The sequence below is a fragment of the Rhizobium sp. AN80A genome, from assembly GCF_030053015.1.
Classification (GTDB): domain Bacteria; phylum Pseudomonadota; class Alphaproteobacteria; order Rhizobiales; family Rhizobiaceae; genus Rhizobium; species Rhizobium metallidurans.
The window spans coordinates 292,930-309,570 of the sequence record NZ_JASJPX010000002.1 but is presented as its reverse complement, the minus strand read 5'-3'; the positions used below and the strand labels follow the sequence as shown (position 1 = coordinate 309,570).

Genomic DNA, 16,641 nt, shown 5'->3' with positions numbered 1-16,641 from the left:
CCGACCGTTAGAGGCGAGCAACCCCGAAGATTCGTTGCGTGAGCCAAAACCCGAAGCCCGATGCTGCCGCTGACAAGACGGTTCCCCAGATAAGATCGGCGATCGTCAGAAGAAGCGACCAGTTTTTCAGCGTCGACTGGTTGGTGAGGTCATAGGTGGCATAAGCCGTGAGGCCGATGACAGCGCCGTGAAGCACGGCTGTCGTCATCGATCTTGAAATCAACCCCGTCCTGACCGCGAGGAAGGTCAGCCCGGCGGCGTAGATCAGGTAGAACGCCAATGCCGGCGCAAGTCGAAACTGCGGCGCCAAGATTTCGCCTAGTGTCGGCCTATAGAGACGGTCGGCCATGGTGCTCAGCCAGACAAAATCGATCGCGACGAAGGCGATCAGCGTCGCGATGTAGGCGGTCAGGTAAGTTTTCATAAGGGGCTCCCAGATGGATGGATTTTAGGCTTAGTTTAAGCGCGTCCAGTCCACGTCCTTGTGGATCAGACCGGAGACAACACAACCTTTATGGACGATCGCCAGCGTGATCATCATGCAAATGCCTCCCAATCAGAAGGGATTAGACCGTTGCGAGAAGGACAGTCGCTAAGGGATAATGCCGGTGCGTAACGATAGAAGCGCAAGAGATCGCGCATCATCAACAAAAAGCGGCGGATGGCGATGGTTGACCACTGAGCGAATAAGCCCAGTTCCCTGCGGGCGGAGTATTCAAATTGACCTCCGTTGAGGGACGGCGCGAAAGACATATTGGAAGCAGCCGTCGGAACGCTAAGGACATCGAACAATGCTGTCAGATTGGAGTAAGTCACTTCGTTGTAGACAATGAAGCCGGTATCGACAGCAGTGTCGCCGCTCTCTGACTTAAACGTTATCGTGTTACAGTGACCGCCGATCCAATCCCGTGCCTCGAATACCGTTACATCATGATGCTTCGCGAGAAGCCAAGCCGCGGAAGGACTTGATATAGCCGTGCCAATAATTCCAACGTCGAGGCGGCGCGACCGGGTGCCGAATGCTTCAAATTCCATACAAAGCCTCTCGCGGATCCAATCTCATGGATTATCGACCTTTACGCTGGGAATTCGTGGCGGTTTTCTAGCTAGCCGCTCTTTTTTGCGATTCCGCCCATTGTCGCGAACCGCAGCGATATTTGCTGGGCGTCCCCCGCCGACCCACCGACAGCCATTGAACCGAATGACAAGATCGAAACAGTCGATGGCACGCGCGTCGCGCGAGAAAACGAGCCGTTGCCACCCAAGCGGCGGCTCAGACGTTCGTGAAAGAGTTCTTGCCGAATTTCGGTGAGACGCAAGATGCCATGCTGAGCGCGGATCCGCTTTCAACCACGCGTTCTTATCGTTCTACATCAATGTCGGCCCGCCCGATCCATTGACCCTTTAGCATATCAGTGTGGGTTGAAAATTTGGGGCAGCTGTGTACGCTTGGAGGAACCACATTTATAGCACTCGGATTTTCCGCTAAGCGGGATCATGCGCTGCGGTGGTTGTGTACCAGGCAGTAGAGCAGTATTTCAGTTCGCGGCAATTCAACAAGGATTCCGGGCAGTGAGCTTCGGGGCTGTCGGCGGCAGTTGCGGGTCGGGGCTTCCGTGCGGCTAACATCATCGCCGCGGTGATGGAGCGGTATAGGGTGATGGAGCGGTATAAAAGGCTCTATCCGGAAAAATTCATCAATGAGATCTTCCGGCGGACTTATTTGAAGATTGGCTGGAGCGCTTCGGCAAATATTGAGACGGCACTGCTAAGGAGGGACAAATGAATGCCACGCAATCAGTTCGTGGAAGAAAAATATATCACTTGGCTGTCCAAGAACTCTGTCTCGGCGAAATCGTAAAGGCAGATCCGGCGATGAAACTCATCCGTGGCCTGACCATTGCGATCATCTTTTGTCCGGTTTTTGGTTGCTCTCATCAAGGCAAGGTCGTTACCAAGCCTTATCCGGCGAAAGACCAAGTGAGGATGACCTCGCCCCTCGTGGAATCGTGTCGAGGCAAACCGAATTACGAGGGAATGCTGCGGACACTTTGTTACTAGTGGTAGAGAATGGTTGGTGGACGAGTACTGTTGAAACAAGCGCCCAATGTTTTCAAAATGAAGCAGCTGGGGCGAGGCAAGATCCGTGACCTCAGGAGACCCTTAAAGAAGCCATGCACGAGCTTTGCGCGACAGATACCGTATTGGTCCGAGCAAAATCACTGTCTGAACCGGCTGTCTCGCCGCACTCGCGGGGCTGCGGGAACTATATTGAAGGCGATTTAGTTAGTTGTCTTGAACAGATGGGAGAGACGTGGAATGACCGCGCACCGCGCTCAATGGAAAGGCCACCTAAAGATTGGCGAACTTAGTTGTGCTGTAGGTCTTTACACCGCCGCTTCGACTTCCGATCGTATCAGCTTCCATTTACTAAACCAGGAGAACGGAAATCGGCTGAAGCGGCAATTCATCGATAGCGAGACCGAAGAGGTTGTCGAGCGGGAACAACAGGTGAAGGGTTTCGAGACCGGAAGCGGCGACTACATCATGATCGACCCCGAAGAGGTCGCGGCCGTCATCCCAGATTCAGACAAGATGCTTGAAGCAGAGGCTTTCATCTCCTGCGGGGAAGTCGATGGTGTCTATTTCGACAAACCGTACTACCTGGTGCCAGTCGACGATGAAGCAAGAGACGCATTCACCTGTATCCGCGACGCCCTGTCCAAGACGAACGTGACAGCAATCGCCAGGACCGTTTTGTTCCGGCGAATGCGAACCGTTTTGATCAGGCCACACGAAGAAGGCCTGATCGCAACCACACTCAATTTCGATTACGAAGTGCGGTCTTCCAAGGAAGCGTTCAAGGACGTTGCGAAGGTCAAGGTCGAGGGCGAAATGCTCGACTTGGCCAAGCACATCATCGACACGAAGATCGGGGAATTCGACCCCGCCAAGACTGACGATAGATACGAGACCGCTCTCGCCGCCTTGGTGAAGGCGAAAGCGGAAGGGAAAGCACTTCCCAAGCCAAGGGCGGTCAAGGTCTCCAAACCCAATGATCTTTTGAAGGCACTGAGGCAAAGCGCTGGAGTGAACAGGGCTTCGTCCAGGAAGCCAAGCGCCGCGAACGCCAATACTGGGAAAAGGAAACCGAAGGCGGATGCCAAGGCGTCGTCCAAGACCACTCGCAAGAAAGCAAGCTGACCATGGCTCCTCGTCGTCCATACTGGAAAGGCTACTTGAAGCTGTCTCTCGTCACCTGCCCCGTGGCGATGGTCCCAGCGACCTCGGAAAGCGAGAAAGTGCGGTTTCATACGTTTAACGAAAAGACCGGCAATCGGGTTGTTTCGCGGTATATCGATAGTGTAACGGGCAAGCCGGTCAAAGATGAGGACGAGGCCAAGGGCTATGAGCGCGGTAAAGACGATTACGTCATTCTCACCGATGACGAACTGGGATCCGTTGAGCTCGAAAGCGTCCGCACCATCGACATTGAGAGATTTGTGCAGCGAGAGGAGATCGAGTGGATCTATCTCGACACTCCGTTTTATCTGACGGCGAACGAGAAGATCGGCGACGAGGCGTTCGCCGTCGTTCGAGAGGCCATGAAGGCTAAGGACGTCGTCGGCCTCTCTCGCGTGGTTCTCGGGCGTCGAGAACATGCCGTGATCCTTGAGCCGCGCGACAACGGCATTGTCGTGTGGACTCTCAGGTTTGGTGACGAAGTTCGGCCAGAAGGCGAGTATTTCACTTCCATCGGCAAGGGTTCGGACACCAAGGGTGTCGCCGCGCTCGAAAAGTTCATCAAGAAGCGGACCCAAAAATGGTCGCCAGCAATGACGTCCGATCCGATCCAGGAGAGCTTGCTGAAGCTTATTGCTTCAAAGAAAAAAGCTCACGAGCCCGTAAGGAAAGCGACGTCCAAATCGAAGGAACTGCATGACGGTAAGCAGAGCAACGTTGTAGACATAATGGATGCGCTGAAGAAGTCGGTCCAAAAGGAACTGAAATCGCGCAAGGCTGGTTAACAAGTCGCCCCACTTACGTGCGACCGCCGCGCGCGCGGCTCGGATCCATTTTTCATCTCGTTTCGAAGATCAGCCTCTCACGCTGTCGTGGCCTTGGCGGTTACTAGGTTGCTTCACCACGGTCGCAACGCTCTTGGGACGTCAGCGCGTTCCCGACCGCAACTTAATGATTGGGAACAATGGGACCGGCCCGAACGACCTCTTCACCGACAAGAGAGAGGCGGGGAGCGTCCTTTTACGTCCACCCAGCGGACGCGCTGTTAAACCCCGGGATGACTGGACAGATCGAGGAGCTCACCTACGGTGTCTGGTCTCGAACTACCAGGGAGGTTTGAGCGGCGGTGGCTGGGTTGTCTATTAGCGCAATTGCCGTCTGGAAAAAGGAAAAAAGCCCACGACGTGGACGCGTGGGCATTTCAGTTCTCCGCTGTTGAGGGGCAGCAGAGTGAAACAGCCTTCGAGTTCGCCGGCCCCGTGCAGTGGGATAACTGGGTCCCCGATCAAAGCTTCTTCCAGGCAAGATCCATTTATGGTGCCCGTGGTCAGAGAAGCCATGCTTTTCGAATTCGATAAGCGGCCAATCGCCCGGCGGGCGACCACCCGCTCAGTCATCCCGCCTTTTGCGCTGCTTCAATCGCTTGATGGCCTGTTCCAAGGACCGCTGGCCGTCGCAATAATCCTGCCAGGCCGTGCTGCTCTTCAGGATGCCGGGCACCGTTCTGATCGTGAACCGCTTGGGATCAAGCCCCGCCTTGACCTGCGTCCAATTGAGAGGCATCGACACCGTCGCTCCCGGTCGGGCCCTTGGCGAGAGCGGCGCGACCGCGGTCGAGGTGCGGTCGTTGCGCAAGTAATCCAAGAAGATACGCCCATTCCGAAGACTTTTCGTCATTTTGATCAGGTAAAGGTCCGGGTTGTCCCTTGCCATTTCCTGACAGACATCGTGCGCGAAGGCCTTTCCCTCGTCCCACGTCAGCTTCCTACCTTTCGGCACCGACAATGGCGTCACGACATGGAGACCCTTGCCGCCGGTTGTCTTGCAGAAACTGACAAGGCCAAGCTCCTCCAGTCGATCTCGTATCTCGCGCGCACCTTCGACCACGGTGTCGAAATCAACGTCCGGACCGGGGTCGAGATCGAACACCAGGCGCCCGGGAACCTCGGGCTGCTCGGGTTCGCAATTCCAGGGATGCAGCTCCGTGCCCCCGATTTGGGCGATGGCGACCAACCCCTCGACGCGGTCAATCCGCAGGTACGGCTGTTTATCCCCCGTTACTTTAACCTGCTCGATCAGGTTTGATGTTCCCTGCATCGCATGCCTCTGAAAGAACTGCTCACCGCCGATCCCGTCTGGCGTCCGGATGATCGAACAAGGCCGCCCCCTTATGTGGCCGATCAGCCATGGTCCCACGGCCTCATAGTAGTGAGCCAGATCAACCTTGGTGACGGGCTGCTTGTCCAGGGCATTGGGCCACAGTGGCTTGTCGGGGCTGGATATCAGGACGCCCATGACATCGACCCTGGCCCCCTTGCGAAATTTCGACGCCTTTGGCGGTTTGGGTGCGGCCTCGGGGTCGGGAACATCCGTTTCGTCTGGGCTCGCGGGCCGCTCTGCCTCAACCTCATCGGCGGGCTTGTCCTCACGTAAACCCTTGAACGCGGCTTGTCGGACCTGGCCATCCGCCGTCCACCCCGCGAACTCGATTTCAGCAACCAGTTCGGGCTTTAGCCAAACAATATCTGGTGCCTTCCTCGGAGCGCCGATGCCGGTGAACGGAGATTTCGTTGCCTCTACCTTTTTCAGTCGCGGCAACAATTTTTCGACGACGCTCGCCCCGTAACCGGTTCCAACGCGGCCAACATAGACGAAGTGGTTACCGCGATTGACACCGACCAGGAGCGACCGAAATTTACCGTTGCTGGTGGCATAGGCACCAATCACCACCTCGTGGCCCGCTCGGCACTTTGATTTTGCCCATGTTTTCGTTCGTCCCGACACGTAAGTCGCGTCGGCCTGCTTCGAGACGATGCCTTCGAGCGACAACTTGCAGGCCGATTTCAAAACCGCGTCACCGCCGGTCTCGAAATGCTCGACGAACCGTATACGCGGGTCGTCGCCCGCCTCGGATAAAAGTGAAGCCAACCGCTTCTTGCGTTGCGTGAGCGGCAACTCACGAAGGTCGTCATCGCCAGCGAACATAAGATCGAAGGCGAAGAAGACGAGCTCATCGGTCTTGCCCTCGGACAGCGACGCCTGCAGTGACGCGAAATCCGGTGCACCGTTCTCGTCGAGGGCGCATATCTCGCCGTCGATGATCGCGTCCGGGAGACTTTCGCCAGAACTCGCGATAGCAGAATACTTCTTGGTCCAATCAAGGCCCTTGCGGGTCTTGAGGGTGACCTCACCACCTTGGATCCGCATCTGTATGCGGTAGCCGTCGAACTTGATCTCGTGAATCCAGCCTTTGGCCGACGGTGGTCGTTCCAATGTTTCGCAGAGCTGCGGCTCAATGAAGAGAGGCATCGCGGCCGCGGCGGCCTTTGTCGCGGATTTCGGCTTCTCCTTGCTGCCTGCCTTTCGTTCGTCGGCGGCAAGCCCTTCGTTGCTGTCCCAGACCGCGTCTGCTTCAACGGCACCGCCCGATGTCATGAACGGCTTTGGCTTTCGGCCTTTACCAGATGCGATGGCATCCATGGTCCGTCCGGAGGCGACAGATGTTTCATTCTCTTCGAGCACCCTCGCGCCGCCTTCGTCGACAGAGAAATCATCGTGGTGTTTGATCAGAAGCCAATTTGTTCGCTTCTCGCCCTCTCGTCCACGCATTCGCACAAGGACGAAGCTCCCGTGAAGCCGTTCGCCTTCAAGGGTGAACTTGAAATCGCCCTTGGCGAGCGCCTGCTCTGGCGTCTTGTTTCCCTCTGGCTCCCAGTAACCCCGATCCCACAGCATGACCGTGCCCCCGCCATACTGGCCCTTGGGGATCGTACCTTCAAAATCGCCGTAATCGAGCGGGTGATCCTCGACTTCCACCGCCAGACGTTTGTCCTGCGGATCGAGCGATGGCCCTTTCGTGACCGCCCAGGATTTGAAGACACCGTCCAATTCCAGCCGCAGGTCGTAGTGAAGGCGAGTGGCGTCGTGCTTTTGGATGATGAAGCGTCGGCGGTTCGAGGGCTTTACCTGAACCTCTCCGCTTGGCTCGGCGGTCTTTTTGAAATCGCGTTTCGCGCGGTATTTGGAGAGGTTGTCGGCCATGGTTTTTCTCGCGGATCGGTCATTAATCCAAATGCGGAAACGCGTCCACGGTTCCAGGACAGACTGACTTTATCGGCGACGTTCCGGCTGATCGTGTGCCGCAACGGTGGCATGACGGCCTATCAACATGGCCGATCCGCGCGCCCCGCATCTAAGGAAGCCCATCGAAGGTCACAAGGACCATGCGCGAGCGTTGACGCCGAGGCGATCAAGGGGCCGCGAGGGTCATCACCACGTGGGTCGGACGCCGGTTGCCCGGCCGCGCTTAACGTCGGCCTTGTGCCTTGCCCGCCGTTCGCTTCGTCGTCCGTGCCGAGTTGGTCTTGGTCCCTTAGGTCCCATCTTCCCCGCCGGTGGCCGCGATAGTTACGGGCGCTCGACGCACCGTCGCCCAGCGGTCGCCCGGGGTGGCATTACGCCGAAGTGAGTACATGCATTTCCGCAACCTTTCGCCGCCGCGAAGATTGATAGATCGCCGAGCCCCACGTCCGTTAGCCTGTTGCGGACGTCGGCCACAGAGGGGGGTCGACTAACATCGGCCCTCCTCGCTAGTTATTTTCTTGTCGTTCGTGCCCGCACCCGCTAGAGGAGCCGGCCTTGAGCTGGGACACGTTCCCGAGCAGGCTCGCCGCCCCGTCTCGTGATCTCCGTCTGGGCGGTGAAGCGTACATCTCGATCTCGGTCGGAAAGGAAATGCCGCACGACCTCCATGTCGACTTCATCCCAAGTCTTTCCCCGTTCCGTTCCGGATGGAATGCGGGGTAGAAGACCCGGCTCGGCACTCCAAGCAAGCAACTGACCTAGCGAAGCTTCATTGAGCATGTCACGGAGATGGTGGGCGGTCACGTATGCGTCGGGCAAAGCCCTGTGGGCCGGGAGGCCTAGCTCGTGAACCAGCCCGTCGGGCATTCGCAGGTAGCGAAGCATCTGGTTTGAAAAGCGCGGTAGGTCTGGCCACAGTCTCAACGCGCACTTCCATGTGCAAATCCATTGCGCACCTCCGCTCAGACGTGGAGTGCAATAGCGTTGTTCGAACGCGGCGCGGTGAGCGGCAAGTGCCAAAGGACGCCGACGCGGTTGCAGCACCGACGATGCGACTTCCCGCCACAATGGTGCTCCGGCGACGTCACGGTCGAGGATGTGATGAACGGCCATCGTTTCCGCCGAGATAGCTCGCCCCGGATTGACCATCAATGAGCCACGCTCGACATCGAGCTGCCACCGACCATCCCCGGCTTTGGACGACGTCCTGCCAACCGATCTCGCACACCTCCTGCTGGCCACTACCTCCTGTTTCAAGATCGACGACGCGGACGACAGCCATTTGTGCCTCATTTCCTAAGGTCATCGGAAGCTTTCACGTCCTCGTGCTTCCCGCTTCGCTGGTCACGGTAGCTGAGATCGGGTCACCAGCCGGAAAGCTGGCCTCAAGCCCCTCTTCCAGTTCAGCTCTATCCTGGCTTTCACGAGCGCTTGGGACCGGTTCGAGGCACTTGCTGCCTTCGTCAAAATTACGGTTGCTCAAGGCATCGTACCGATTGAGGCTACCTTCTGGTCGATCCGCCAGCATCTCGGACAAGGTCGTCGCTATCTCGCCGTTGCCCTTGCGGTCGTTTGCCAGTCGTTGGAAGACAGCCGCCATCCCAGAGAATATATCCGCGGCCGGGTCATCTGCTCCCAGAAACGCGGCAATCTCATCCATGTCCTCGACCCAACGGTATTCTTTCGGGTACATGTCGGGAATGTCCTTGGCGAGCTTCGCCACGAGCCGAGACTGATTTTCAGAAAGCTCTGCCATTAGAGCTTGCTTCGCACCGCTCCGCGCGGCGGCCAAGAGCATCGAGGCGCCAAGACCGATGAGGCCCTTGTTGATGGCCGCGTAGCACATTTCAAGGGCGGACGCGGCACCAACGTCTCGGTCCAGGGCACGTGCATCCAAGCCGTATTCGACAAGAACAGGAATTGTGTCTCGCGCGCCCCCGCTAAGATAGAAGCGTGGACCTGGCTTTGCCACCTCCGACGGCCCGCCGATGATGCAGCCGTCAAGCACCTTGGCATCGGCGTTGTGTAACACTTGAGCGACCTTGCCCATCGTCTCAGTTGAAATGGCATTGCAGTCGACAAAGACCGCGGAAGAAGACTTGAAAGAGCGCATAGCGGGTGCGACAAGGTCAGCGACCGCTAGAGCCTGGGAAGGCGGCAGAACCGACAAGATGACGTCCGCGTCAACCAACGCCGTCAGCTCAACTTCCCGTATGCTCGCAGCGGCCACGCGTTCACGTGTCGTAGATGATCGTCCCTCCAGATAGGTGACGATCTCCGCGCTCGATGACGGGAGCGCCTTTGCAATGGCACTTCCCATTGCTCCCATTCCGACAACGGCAATCCTTGACATGGTCACCTTCCGCGATTCCACTCACATAAGAACTAGCGGCGGTGGCGCTAGATGCAACCCAAGCGGTCCATGTGACCGCTGAAGCGCTCGGCGCCCCAACTCCGATGAACGGCTTCTCGTCGGTCGTCTAACGGGCGGTATCTCTCCGTATTGATAGCGTCGCCATTCATTGAGCCGGTGCAATCGCCTCGAGGTCAATTAATGCCGCCATTGCCGTTGCATCCGATCATGCTGGCGTATCACAACGCTTCGCGGCGCCTTCCCAAAGATTAGCCGGATGATGACGCGATCAAAGGATTTGCCTCAATATCCGATAGGTACCTCTTATCGTAAGTTAGCCATCCAAACAAAACGTTGCCATCTCGCGTTGCTTCCCCGATATTCGCCGCATAAAAAATCGGGTCCGCCGCATGTCTGAACCGCAGCTTTCCGTTCGCAGCAGCAAGGCCCGCGATCTGGCCCATGCCCTTTCCAGCCGCACCGGGCAGCCGATCAACCGGCTGGTGGAGCTGGCGCTCGAGCGTTACGACCAGGCGCTGCGCGAAGACAAGATCCGCTATCCAATGGACGCCGTTTGGGATCTGGCAGCCAAAGATCGGCGCAACATCCCGGCCGGCACGACGTCGGCGCACGACGAATTCTATGACGAGAACGGTCTACCAATATGATCGCCGTCGATACCTCGGTGATCATCGCGATAGCGGCTGACGAGCCCGAGGCTGAAGTCTTCAGGCCGCTGATCGGTCGAGAGCCGGTCATCATTGGCTGGCCGACCTTGCTGGAAGTGCGGCCCCCAGAGGCTGGGATCGACAAATCCAATCTTGGCCATGAATCCTAGCAATGGTATCAGGGAGAAATGTCCTACTCCGCTCAGGCGACTACCTTAGACGGCGGCTTCAAGACCGCATTGCATCAACTGCGATTGACCGCCTCTCTCGTCTGGCGTTTCTGGCCGCAATTGGCAGCCCTCTGGCTGCTCGGTTTCATCGGCAATCTTCTACTGAACGAATTCGCTGCCATGATCGGGCGCTGGAGCTCGCTCGCTGGTCTTTCCGTTCTCGCCTTGGTCGTGCTGTTGAAACTTGTCGTCATCATGGCCCTGTTTGAGACGGTGCGGCGCGGCCTTCCGGCGCTGAATGCCGCCTCACATGGATTGACGGATCGACTCGAAACGACGACCGAGGTTGAGACGCCCCCGCCCCCCGGCGATTTCGTCAGTGCTCTGGCGCTCAGCCTTGTCCCCTTCTTCGCCTTCTACACCGCCTGGGGTTTTCTCGCCGACACGGTGCGGGACTATTCCAAACTGTCGCTCAGCCTTTTTCTTGGCCGGCGAAAGCGCCGGTTTGCTGGATGTTTCCCGCGGCAAGTGGCTGATCATCCCTGTCATTGTCGCCTGGGTGGTGAGACGGTTCGCAAAAACCATGCACAAGCGTTCGCAGGCGCCGATCTGGCCGATCCTCATCGTGGTCTGCGAAGCCAACTGGGCGTTTATCGGTCTGTTCGTCCTGTCGGAGTGGCAGGATGAGATCAGGGCCTGGTTCAGCCATATCCCGGAATCGATCGGCACACTGGTCAGCCTGCTTTCGCCCGTAACAGACGCCATTGCGCAACGGGATGTGCCGATTCCACCCGAATTCGCGTCACCGCCGATCACAGCGCAGCTCGTCAGCCTATTCTTCTATGCGCTTTACCCGGTCGTCTGGCTCACGCTCGCTGCCGTCGTGTACGGCTATGACATCGATAGCGTGCGTATGCCCGGCGAAGGGCGCCTCGCCCGCGCCGTGTCACGTTGGGAAGCACTGCCGAAGTCGGTGCGCGATTTCATTTCGCACTTCATTGCAGGCACGGTGAAACGCTATCGCGCCCTTGCCGAAGGGATAGGCCTGGCGCTGAATTCCGGTATTGGTTCGATCCTCGTCGCCATTATCGGCTATCGGCTGTTGGATTGGGGCTCCGCCTGGAGCTGGTATTGGCTGACACAGCTCATCGGACCGCATGACTTGCCGCTGTGGCAAGTCATCGCGCAGACGATTTCACCCTTCATTGGCACACCCAGCGATCCAGGCGACGGCCTACTGATCACGCCGATCAAGATTTGCCTGCTCGCGGCGACGCTGGAAATCGGCTTTGCCCAGGGTCGGGAATGGAGGGGGCGAGAATTGCGCTCCGCCGAGGCGTGATTGTCAGTTCAGCGCGAGCGGAAAGCCGATCGCCCGCGGCCGCAAGGCCGCGACGCTCAACCTGACAGCCAGTGTGGAGACCGCCGCGGCGGGAACAACGAACTTCTCCTCGATCAAGGCGGCATGGTCTTGATGAGGCGGATGGAGCGACGTGATACCGCAGCCTTTCACGGGCTCGCTGTTAGGTTCCAGATCGCGGCTAATGTCGCTTGATAGAATAACGTCGAGCGGCAACCACCGGCGTCCCGTCCCATCCACCAGGCTGACCTCGCATTGGCTCCAGCCGTCACCGATATCGCGGGCGGCGGTTGCGACCATGCGAACGATGATCAGCCGCATCTCGCCGGGAAGACGCAGTTGCGCGTCGCGCCCATCACCAATAAGTCTCACCTTCTCGAGGCGCCACGCCGCGCCGGCGTAGTCGAGCTGGCCGGATCCCTGCTGGATATCCGTCTCGATCCGATGCCGGTAATCCTCGATGTTGCGCCATGCATTGACGACAACAGCTGCGACTACGAGAAGCGGCAAGCTTGCGAGCGACAGCAACCAAGTCCTTCTCTCGCGGTCAAACGCCATCTTTGCGAATCTCCAGCCTAGCCTGCGGTGCGGTCTCGATCGTCTCCAGCGACACGCTAATCTCATCCTTCAGCTGCGGATCATACTGTTCGGAAAGCACAAGCTTCATGTTGCGGAGCTCGTCCTCAGGAAGCTCGAACACCAACAGGCCCGTCGTCGGCAATCCGGGTTGAACGGTTTTCGTCGAGAGAACGTTTGGCGCATCCCCTGCCCGTCGCGATTGACGGTACATTCGACCGGATGAACCGATCAGCGTCGCGGCGCGAACCGGCACGGTTTTCTGGAACGCCTGCAACTCGGCGGAGACCGCCACCCAGACGCCGGAACTCTGGAGATCCACCGCTCGTCCAAATTGCTTGTAGGCAATGCTCTTCGCCTTCAGGACGCGGTTGATCTTTACACTGAACGTATCACTCGAAACCGTGTCGCTCTGACGACCCACGGTGCTGATTGGCCCGGTCAATGTCGCATAGGGTGGCGTCGTTGCCTGGAGTGCCGCAAGCAGAGCCGCTGCTCCAAGAACAGCCGGAATCTTTGGTGCCGCACGCCTCAAGGTTTTGTCTCCGACGTCTCGCCATCCAGCGGCAATGCGATTTCCGCGACCGTCCCCAAGGGGAACCAGCCCGGCGCGTTATAGAGATTGTCCCTCGGCTTGAAGAACTCGCCCTCGACCCGCAGCCTTAGAACATCAGGCAATGCGACATTCGCGGGAACCTCCCATACCGCAGCCACCGCCTCGGGCATTCGAGGCTGCAGATCCCAAAGGATGGCCCGGTCGCGGCTCAGGTAATATTGCGGCTTCGGCGTGTCGGGCAGATTGGTGGGCTTGATCAAGCTTCCATAGAGATTGGAGCTCTGTGCCGACAGGTTTTCTAGCATCATGCTGACAACGATGGCCTTCTTGCCCGGCGATATCTTCGCTCCATTCGGCATCTCTTTGGCCAAAGCGCTTCCGGCGAAAGACACCTTCCAACGCCCAGCATCCACCGGTGTCGCAACTTCGACCTGAGGGACGACATCGGCCTGCCTGCGCTCATACAGCGTGTACCCGGTGAAATCGAAGCCGCCAACAGCCCACCGGCACCGGCAAGCAGCTTGGTTAGCCACGCCTTGCCCGTTTTTGATCGCATTGCTCGTTTCAGTCCGCCCATCTTGTGAATATCTATCTCAGACAGCGGCTTTCGGCTAGGTTCGACCAATAGGAAGGTCTATGATTATGGCCTTCCGTAACCGCTCGCAAAACGAGGTTCGGTACGTAGCGGCCAAGACCGGCCCAAATCGACGATCCGGCTTTGGAACTGGTGACATTGCCCAACGTTAACTTGCTTCGAGACAGGAGCAAACCGATGTCCCGCCCCAGCTTTGAGGATCCAACTGCACCTGAAGGCAGTCCAAGCCTCAGACTTCCCTTGATATCCAGGATCGCTCCATCGATCGGCGGGCCACGCTCCACGAGGTCCATCGCATCGCCAAGGGTTGCCGCGGGACCAACTGTCTCGGCGACGAGTCCGAAAAACTGTCGCATGCCTCCATGGCGAACGCCCGACAAACGTCGTGGAGCTAATAAAAGGACCGACCCGATATGTGTCAAACACCAACCCTGGAAAGTATATTTCGTTGTCGGGCACCTGATTATGTGTAAGGCTTACCTAATTAAACAGGCCGGCTGGAGGAACGCGATGACAATGTTTGGTTTGTCTGACGGCATATTCGCGCCACACGACTTTCACGACACCGCCTGTGATTGCTTGGACGAGGAACTCGCGAAAATTGCCGATGGCGCTCGCGACGCGCGCAAGCACTCAGGGAGGGCTCCCCTGACCCGAAAATCAGGGGTGGAGTTCGGGGGACCGAAATACGGTCTGGCCACGGATCAGATCGCGGTTCACCACACCATTGGCCAGACCCGGACTCACCGCGAAGAGAATGGCTCGGGAAGCGAGCAAACCTGCCCGGGTGGGTCATCGAAAAGCTTCAAGAGGGCAAAGAGCGCGAGAGCGGTCCTGGAACAGGACCCGAGGTGTCGGGCCGCAGTACTCGACACAAGTCGTCTTGGACGCGGTCTGTTATCGGTCATTATTCATGGTGACACCGAACGCGCCGAGAACGTGCGACGTTCGGTGGCGAATTGGCTCAAATCCATGCTGTATACCGGCGGACAGACCCGCCGAGGTGGACCGCCATGTCGGTTACCGGGAGCCCCGCGCCACCAATCAAGTTTCTCATGACATGGCCGAGGACTTTCAAGCAAGCGTGAAGGTCGTGGCGCGGAGGTCGCCAGATTGCCGCTGGAACGGGCTTAAGCCGACGCGGGAGAAATAGCCGATTGAACAGCTACGTCATTACACTTTTCATATTCGGGTTGATCGTGCTTCTGACGACGTGGCTGCCGCTGGCCTTGAAACGCATGCCGATATCTCTGCCCATCTGTTGCATTGTCATCGGCATGTTGCTGACCTGGTCGCCATTCACGCCCCTTCCACGCTTCAATCCCCTGGAAAACACCAGCTGGGCCGAGCATCTCACGGAACTGGTGGTCATCGTGGCTTTGATGGGCGCGGGCCTGAAGATTGACCGAGCGCTAGGATGGAAACGTTGGATGATCACCTGGCGTCTGCTCGGCATCGCCATGCCTCTTTCGATCGCCGGCATCGCTCTTCTTGGGTGGTGGCTACTCAGCTTGCCACCCGCCTCGGCGCTTCTGCTTGGCGCGGCACTCGCGCCCACCGATCCGGTCCTTGCCGCCGATGTACAAGTTGGACCGCCGCAAACCGGCGAGGAAGACGATATTCGGTTCTCCCTAACGTCGGAAGCAGGGCTGAATGACGGGCTAAGCTTCCCCTTCGTCATGGCCGCGATCGCCATGGCGACAAGCAACGGACAGGAGTGGATCGGTTACTGGTTGGCCTTCGATGTCGTCTGGAAGCTCGCGGCCGGAATTGGGGTCGGATGGCTCATCGGTCGATTGCTCGGTTATTTGACCTTTAAACTGCCCGAGACCAGACGGATCGAAAAAACCGGGGATGGTTTGGCCGCGCTAGGTTTCACGTTTCTGTCCTACGGCGCGACGGAACTCCTGCACGGATACGGGTTCGTCGCGGTATTCGTGACCGCGCTGACCATTCGTCACGTCGAGCGCAAGAGCCGCTTCCACAGTGAACTGCACGATTTCGGGGAACAGATCGAGCGGCTCTTGATGATGGTCCTGCTCGTCTGCTTCGGATCTATCGTCGCGGAAGGATCGCTGCTGGATCTAGTCGATTGGCGGGTCGCCATCGTCGGGGCGGCGACACTTGTCTTCGTTCGGCCTCTCGCCGGCTGGTTAAGCCTTGCGGGATGCGGCCACCCAACAGCCGAAAAGCTAATCGTGTCGGTCTTCGGGATCCGGGGTCTGGGATCGATCTATTACCTTGCCTACGCCTCGGGCAAGGCTGACTTCACCGGCATGGAAACCGTTTGGGCGACGGTCTTTGTCATAATCTTGGCATCGATCTTTCTGCACGGGATCGCGGTCACTCCCGTCATGGGATGGATCGATCGCAAACGAGGCGTGGACGCCACGAAGCCGACGGCAATGTAACCGCACTGGAGCAAGTCGTGATGGATATGGCGACAATGATCGGTTGCGGCGCGTCCATGTGCTCGGTCGCTAGCTTCATTCCCCAAGCCGCCAAGATTATTCGCAGCCGCGAGACAAAAGAGATATCAGCGAAAATTTACGTCCTCACCATAATGGGGTCTCGGCGTTCAAACTCCTCGGTCTTGTACGCGATCGCGGGGGATAGATGACGGATTTTGGCCGAACATTCCGTTGTCTACCGCGAGAAGCATCACTTCGCCGCCTGGCCAGCCGATTATGGGCTCTGGCGCTGGGAGGAAGAGGTTCTCGCCGTGTTGGTTGGAGGATCAGGGTGAGCTCCACGCACGCGATAAAAGCCACAACTTCGTGCCTAGGCAGGCCCGTAGCAAGGATGGGGGGAAAATCGTGGATGGTGGAGGAATTCCACGGGCACGCGCCGGGCGGTGAAAGTCTTTCCGCGGATGAGCACGTTGCAAGACGCCTTCGGTCCGGGCCGAGGCTTCATGATGGACACTTCGATGGCGTCACCGCACCAAGTGATTTTCTTGACCCGGAGTGCATTTGCTGGCGGCTCGAACAGACCTTGGGATCAATGCTAGGAGCTGGTTCTACCTCAGCCGGGACCG

Annotated in this window: 13 protein-coding genes and 3 pseudogenes; 8 read left to right on the top strand and 8 right to left on the bottom strand. The window is 58.2% G+C overall.

Annotated features, from left to right (window positions below; genetic code table 11):
- Positions 1–7 precede the first annotated feature (7 nt).
- On the bottom strand, positions 8–424 hold the full coding sequence (locus P3R82_RS07860) for a DUF2177 family protein (protein ID WP_111565251.1): 417 nt from the start codon (positions 422–424) through the stop codon (positions 8–10).
- Between the two features lie 182 nt (positions 425–606).
- Positions 607–1,035, bottom strand: a pseudogene (locus tag P3R82_RS07855) (NAD(P)-binding protein); the annotation flags it as partial.
- Positions 1,036–1,782: 747 nt separating this feature from the next.
- Between P3R82_RS07855 and P3R82_RS07850 the strand changes: the two are divergent.
- From P3R82_RS07850 to P3R82_RS07840, 3 genes are all read left to right on the top strand, one after another.
- A complete protein-coding gene (locus P3R82_RS07850) occupies positions 1,783–2,061 on the top strand; it encodes a hypothetical protein (RefSeq protein WP_113037631.1) in 279 nt (92 codons plus the stop codon).
- A 258-nt stretch (positions 2,062–2,319) separates the two neighbouring features.
- A complete protein-coding gene (locus P3R82_RS07845; protein WP_111565253.1) occupies positions 2,320–3,204 on the top strand; it encodes a Ku protein in 885 nt (294 codons plus the stop codon).
- A 2-nt stretch (positions 3,205–3,206) separates the two neighbouring features.
- Complete coding sequence (locus tag P3R82_RS07840) at positions 3,207–4,028, top strand: Ku protein (RefSeq protein ID WP_283193643.1); 822 nt, start codon at positions 3,207–3,209, stop codon at positions 4,026–4,028.
- A 604-nt stretch (positions 4,029–4,632) separates the two neighbouring features.
- Here P3R82_RS07840 and ligD read toward each other — a convergent pair.
- The 3 genes and pseudogenes from ligD to P3R82_RS07825 all read right to left on the bottom strand — a co-directional run.
- Positions 4,633–7,284 carry a DNA ligase D gene (gene ligD / locus P3R82_RS07835; RefSeq protein ID WP_111564189.1) on the bottom strand — a complete coding sequence of 884 codons (2,652 nt, stop codon included), beginning with the start codon at positions 7,282–7,284 and terminating at the stop codon, positions 4,633–4,635.
- A 1,357-nt stretch (positions 7,285–8,641) separates the two neighbouring features.
- A pseudogene (locus P3R82_RS07830) lies at positions 8,642–8,836 on the bottom strand (hypothetical protein); the annotation flags it as partial.
- 78 nt (positions 8,837–8,914) lie between these two features.
- Positions 8,915–9,679: pseudogene (locus P3R82_RS07825) on the bottom strand (DUF1932 domain-containing protein); the annotation flags it as partial.
- Positions 9,680–10,089: 410 nt separating this feature from the next.
- Here P3R82_RS07825 and P3R82_RS07820 point away from each other — a divergent pair.
- The 4 genes from P3R82_RS07820 to P3R82_RS07805 are packed head-to-tail and all read left to right on the top strand — an operon-like array spanning position 10,090 to position 11,859.
- Positions 10,090–10,347 carry a type II toxin-antitoxin system VapB family antitoxin gene (locus P3R82_RS07820; RefSeq protein WP_111564334.1) on the top strand — a complete coding sequence of 86 codons (258 nt, stop codon included), beginning with the start codon at positions 10,090–10,092 and terminating at the stop codon, positions 10,345–10,347.
- Entirely contained in the window at positions 10,344–10,517 is a 174-nt protein-coding gene (locus tag P3R82_RS07815) for a type II toxin-antitoxin system VapC family toxin (RefSeq protein ID WP_283193642.1), read from the top strand. The genes P3R82_RS07820 and P3R82_RS07815 overlap by 4 nt, the downstream gene beginning before the upstream one ends.
- Before the next feature lie 18 nt (positions 10,518–10,535).
- Complete coding sequence (locus P3R82_RS07810; protein WP_283193641.1) at positions 10,536–11,204, top strand: hypothetical protein; 669 nt, start codon at positions 10,536–10,538, stop codon at positions 11,202–11,204.
- Positions 11,101–11,859, top strand: a complete 759-nt coding sequence (locus tag P3R82_RS07805; RefSeq protein WP_283193640.1) for a hypothetical protein — start codon at positions 11,101–11,103, stop codon at positions 11,857–11,859. Before P3R82_RS07810 ends, P3R82_RS07805 begins: the two co-directional genes overlap by 104 nt.
- Before the next feature lie 3 nt (positions 11,860–11,862).
- Here the strand turns inward: P3R82_RS07805 and P3R82_RS07800 are convergent, their stop codons facing one another.
- The 3 genes from P3R82_RS07800 to P3R82_RS07790 all read right to left on the bottom strand — a co-directional run bounded on the left by P3R82_RS07800 (position 11,863) and on the right by P3R82_RS07790 (position 13,368).
- Positions 11,863–12,435 (bottom strand): hypothetical protein, encoded by a 573-nt coding sequence (locus tag P3R82_RS07800; protein ID WP_112989758.1) that lies wholly within the window; start codon positions 12,433–12,435, stop codon positions 11,863–11,865.
- Entirely contained in the window at positions 12,425–12,898 is a 474-nt protein-coding gene (locus tag P3R82_RS07795; protein WP_283193639.1) for a hypothetical protein, read from the bottom strand. The genes P3R82_RS07800 and P3R82_RS07795 overlap by 11 nt, the downstream gene beginning before the upstream one ends.
- Positions 12,899–12,984: 86 nt before the next feature.
- Positions 12,985–13,368 carry a hypothetical protein gene (locus tag P3R82_RS07790; protein ID WP_283193638.1) on the bottom strand — a complete coding sequence of 128 codons (384 nt, stop codon included), beginning with the start codon at positions 13,366–13,368 and terminating at the stop codon, positions 12,985–12,987.
- Between the two features lie 1,393 nt (positions 13,369–14,761).
- Here P3R82_RS07790 and P3R82_RS07785 point away from each other — a divergent pair.
- Positions 14,762–16,015 carry a cation:proton antiporter gene (locus P3R82_RS07785; protein ID WP_111564195.1) on the top strand — a complete coding sequence of 418 codons (1,254 nt, stop codon included), beginning with the start codon at positions 14,762–14,764 and terminating at the stop codon, positions 16,013–16,015.
- Positions 16,016–16,641: the final 626 nt, after the last annotated feature.

Bases quoted from the DNA above. Each gene is read 5' to 3' on its own strand.
- P3R82_RS07790 (WP_283193638.1), bottom strand. From the start codon at position 13,368: ATGCCGAATGGAGCGAAGATATCGCCGGGCAAGAAGGCCATCGTTGTC.
- P3R82_RS07840 (WP_283193643.1), top strand. From the start codon at position 3,207: ATGGCTCCTCGTCGTCCATACTGGAAAGGCTACTTGAAGCTGTCTCTC.
- P3R82_RS07815 (WP_283193642.1), top strand. From the start codon at position 10,344: ATGATCGCCGTCGATACCTCGGTGATCATCGCGATAGCGGCTGACGAG.
- P3R82_RS07805 (WP_283193640.1), top strand. From the start codon at position 11,101: ATGCACAAGCGTTCGCAGGCGCCGATCTGGCCGATCCTCATCGTGGTC.
- P3R82_RS07800 (WP_112989758.1), bottom strand. From the start codon at position 12,435: ATGGCGTTTGACCGCGAGAGAAGGACTTGGTTGCTGTCGCTCGCAAGC.
- ligD (WP_111564189.1), bottom strand. From the start codon at position 7,284: ATGGCCGACAACCTCTCCAAATACCGCGCGAAACGCGATTTCAAAAAG.
- P3R82_RS07810 (WP_283193641.1), top strand. From the start codon at position 10,536: ATGTCCTACTCCGCTCAGGCGACTACCTTAGACGGCGGCTTCAAGACC.
- P3R82_RS07850 (WP_113037631.1), top strand. From the start codon at position 1,783: ATGAATGCCACGCAATCAGTTCGTGGAAGAAAAATATATCACTTGGCT.
- P3R82_RS07845 (WP_111565253.1), top strand. From the start codon at position 2,320: ATGACCGCGCACCGCGCTCAATGGAAAGGCCACCTAAAGATTGGCGAA.
- P3R82_RS07820 (WP_111564334.1), top strand. From the start codon at position 10,090: ATGTCTGAACCGCAGCTTTCCGTTCGCAGCAGCAAGGCCCGCGATCTG.
- P3R82_RS07860 (WP_111565251.1), bottom strand. From the start codon at position 424: ATGAAAACTTACCTGACCGCCTACATCGCGACGCTGATCGCCTTCGTC.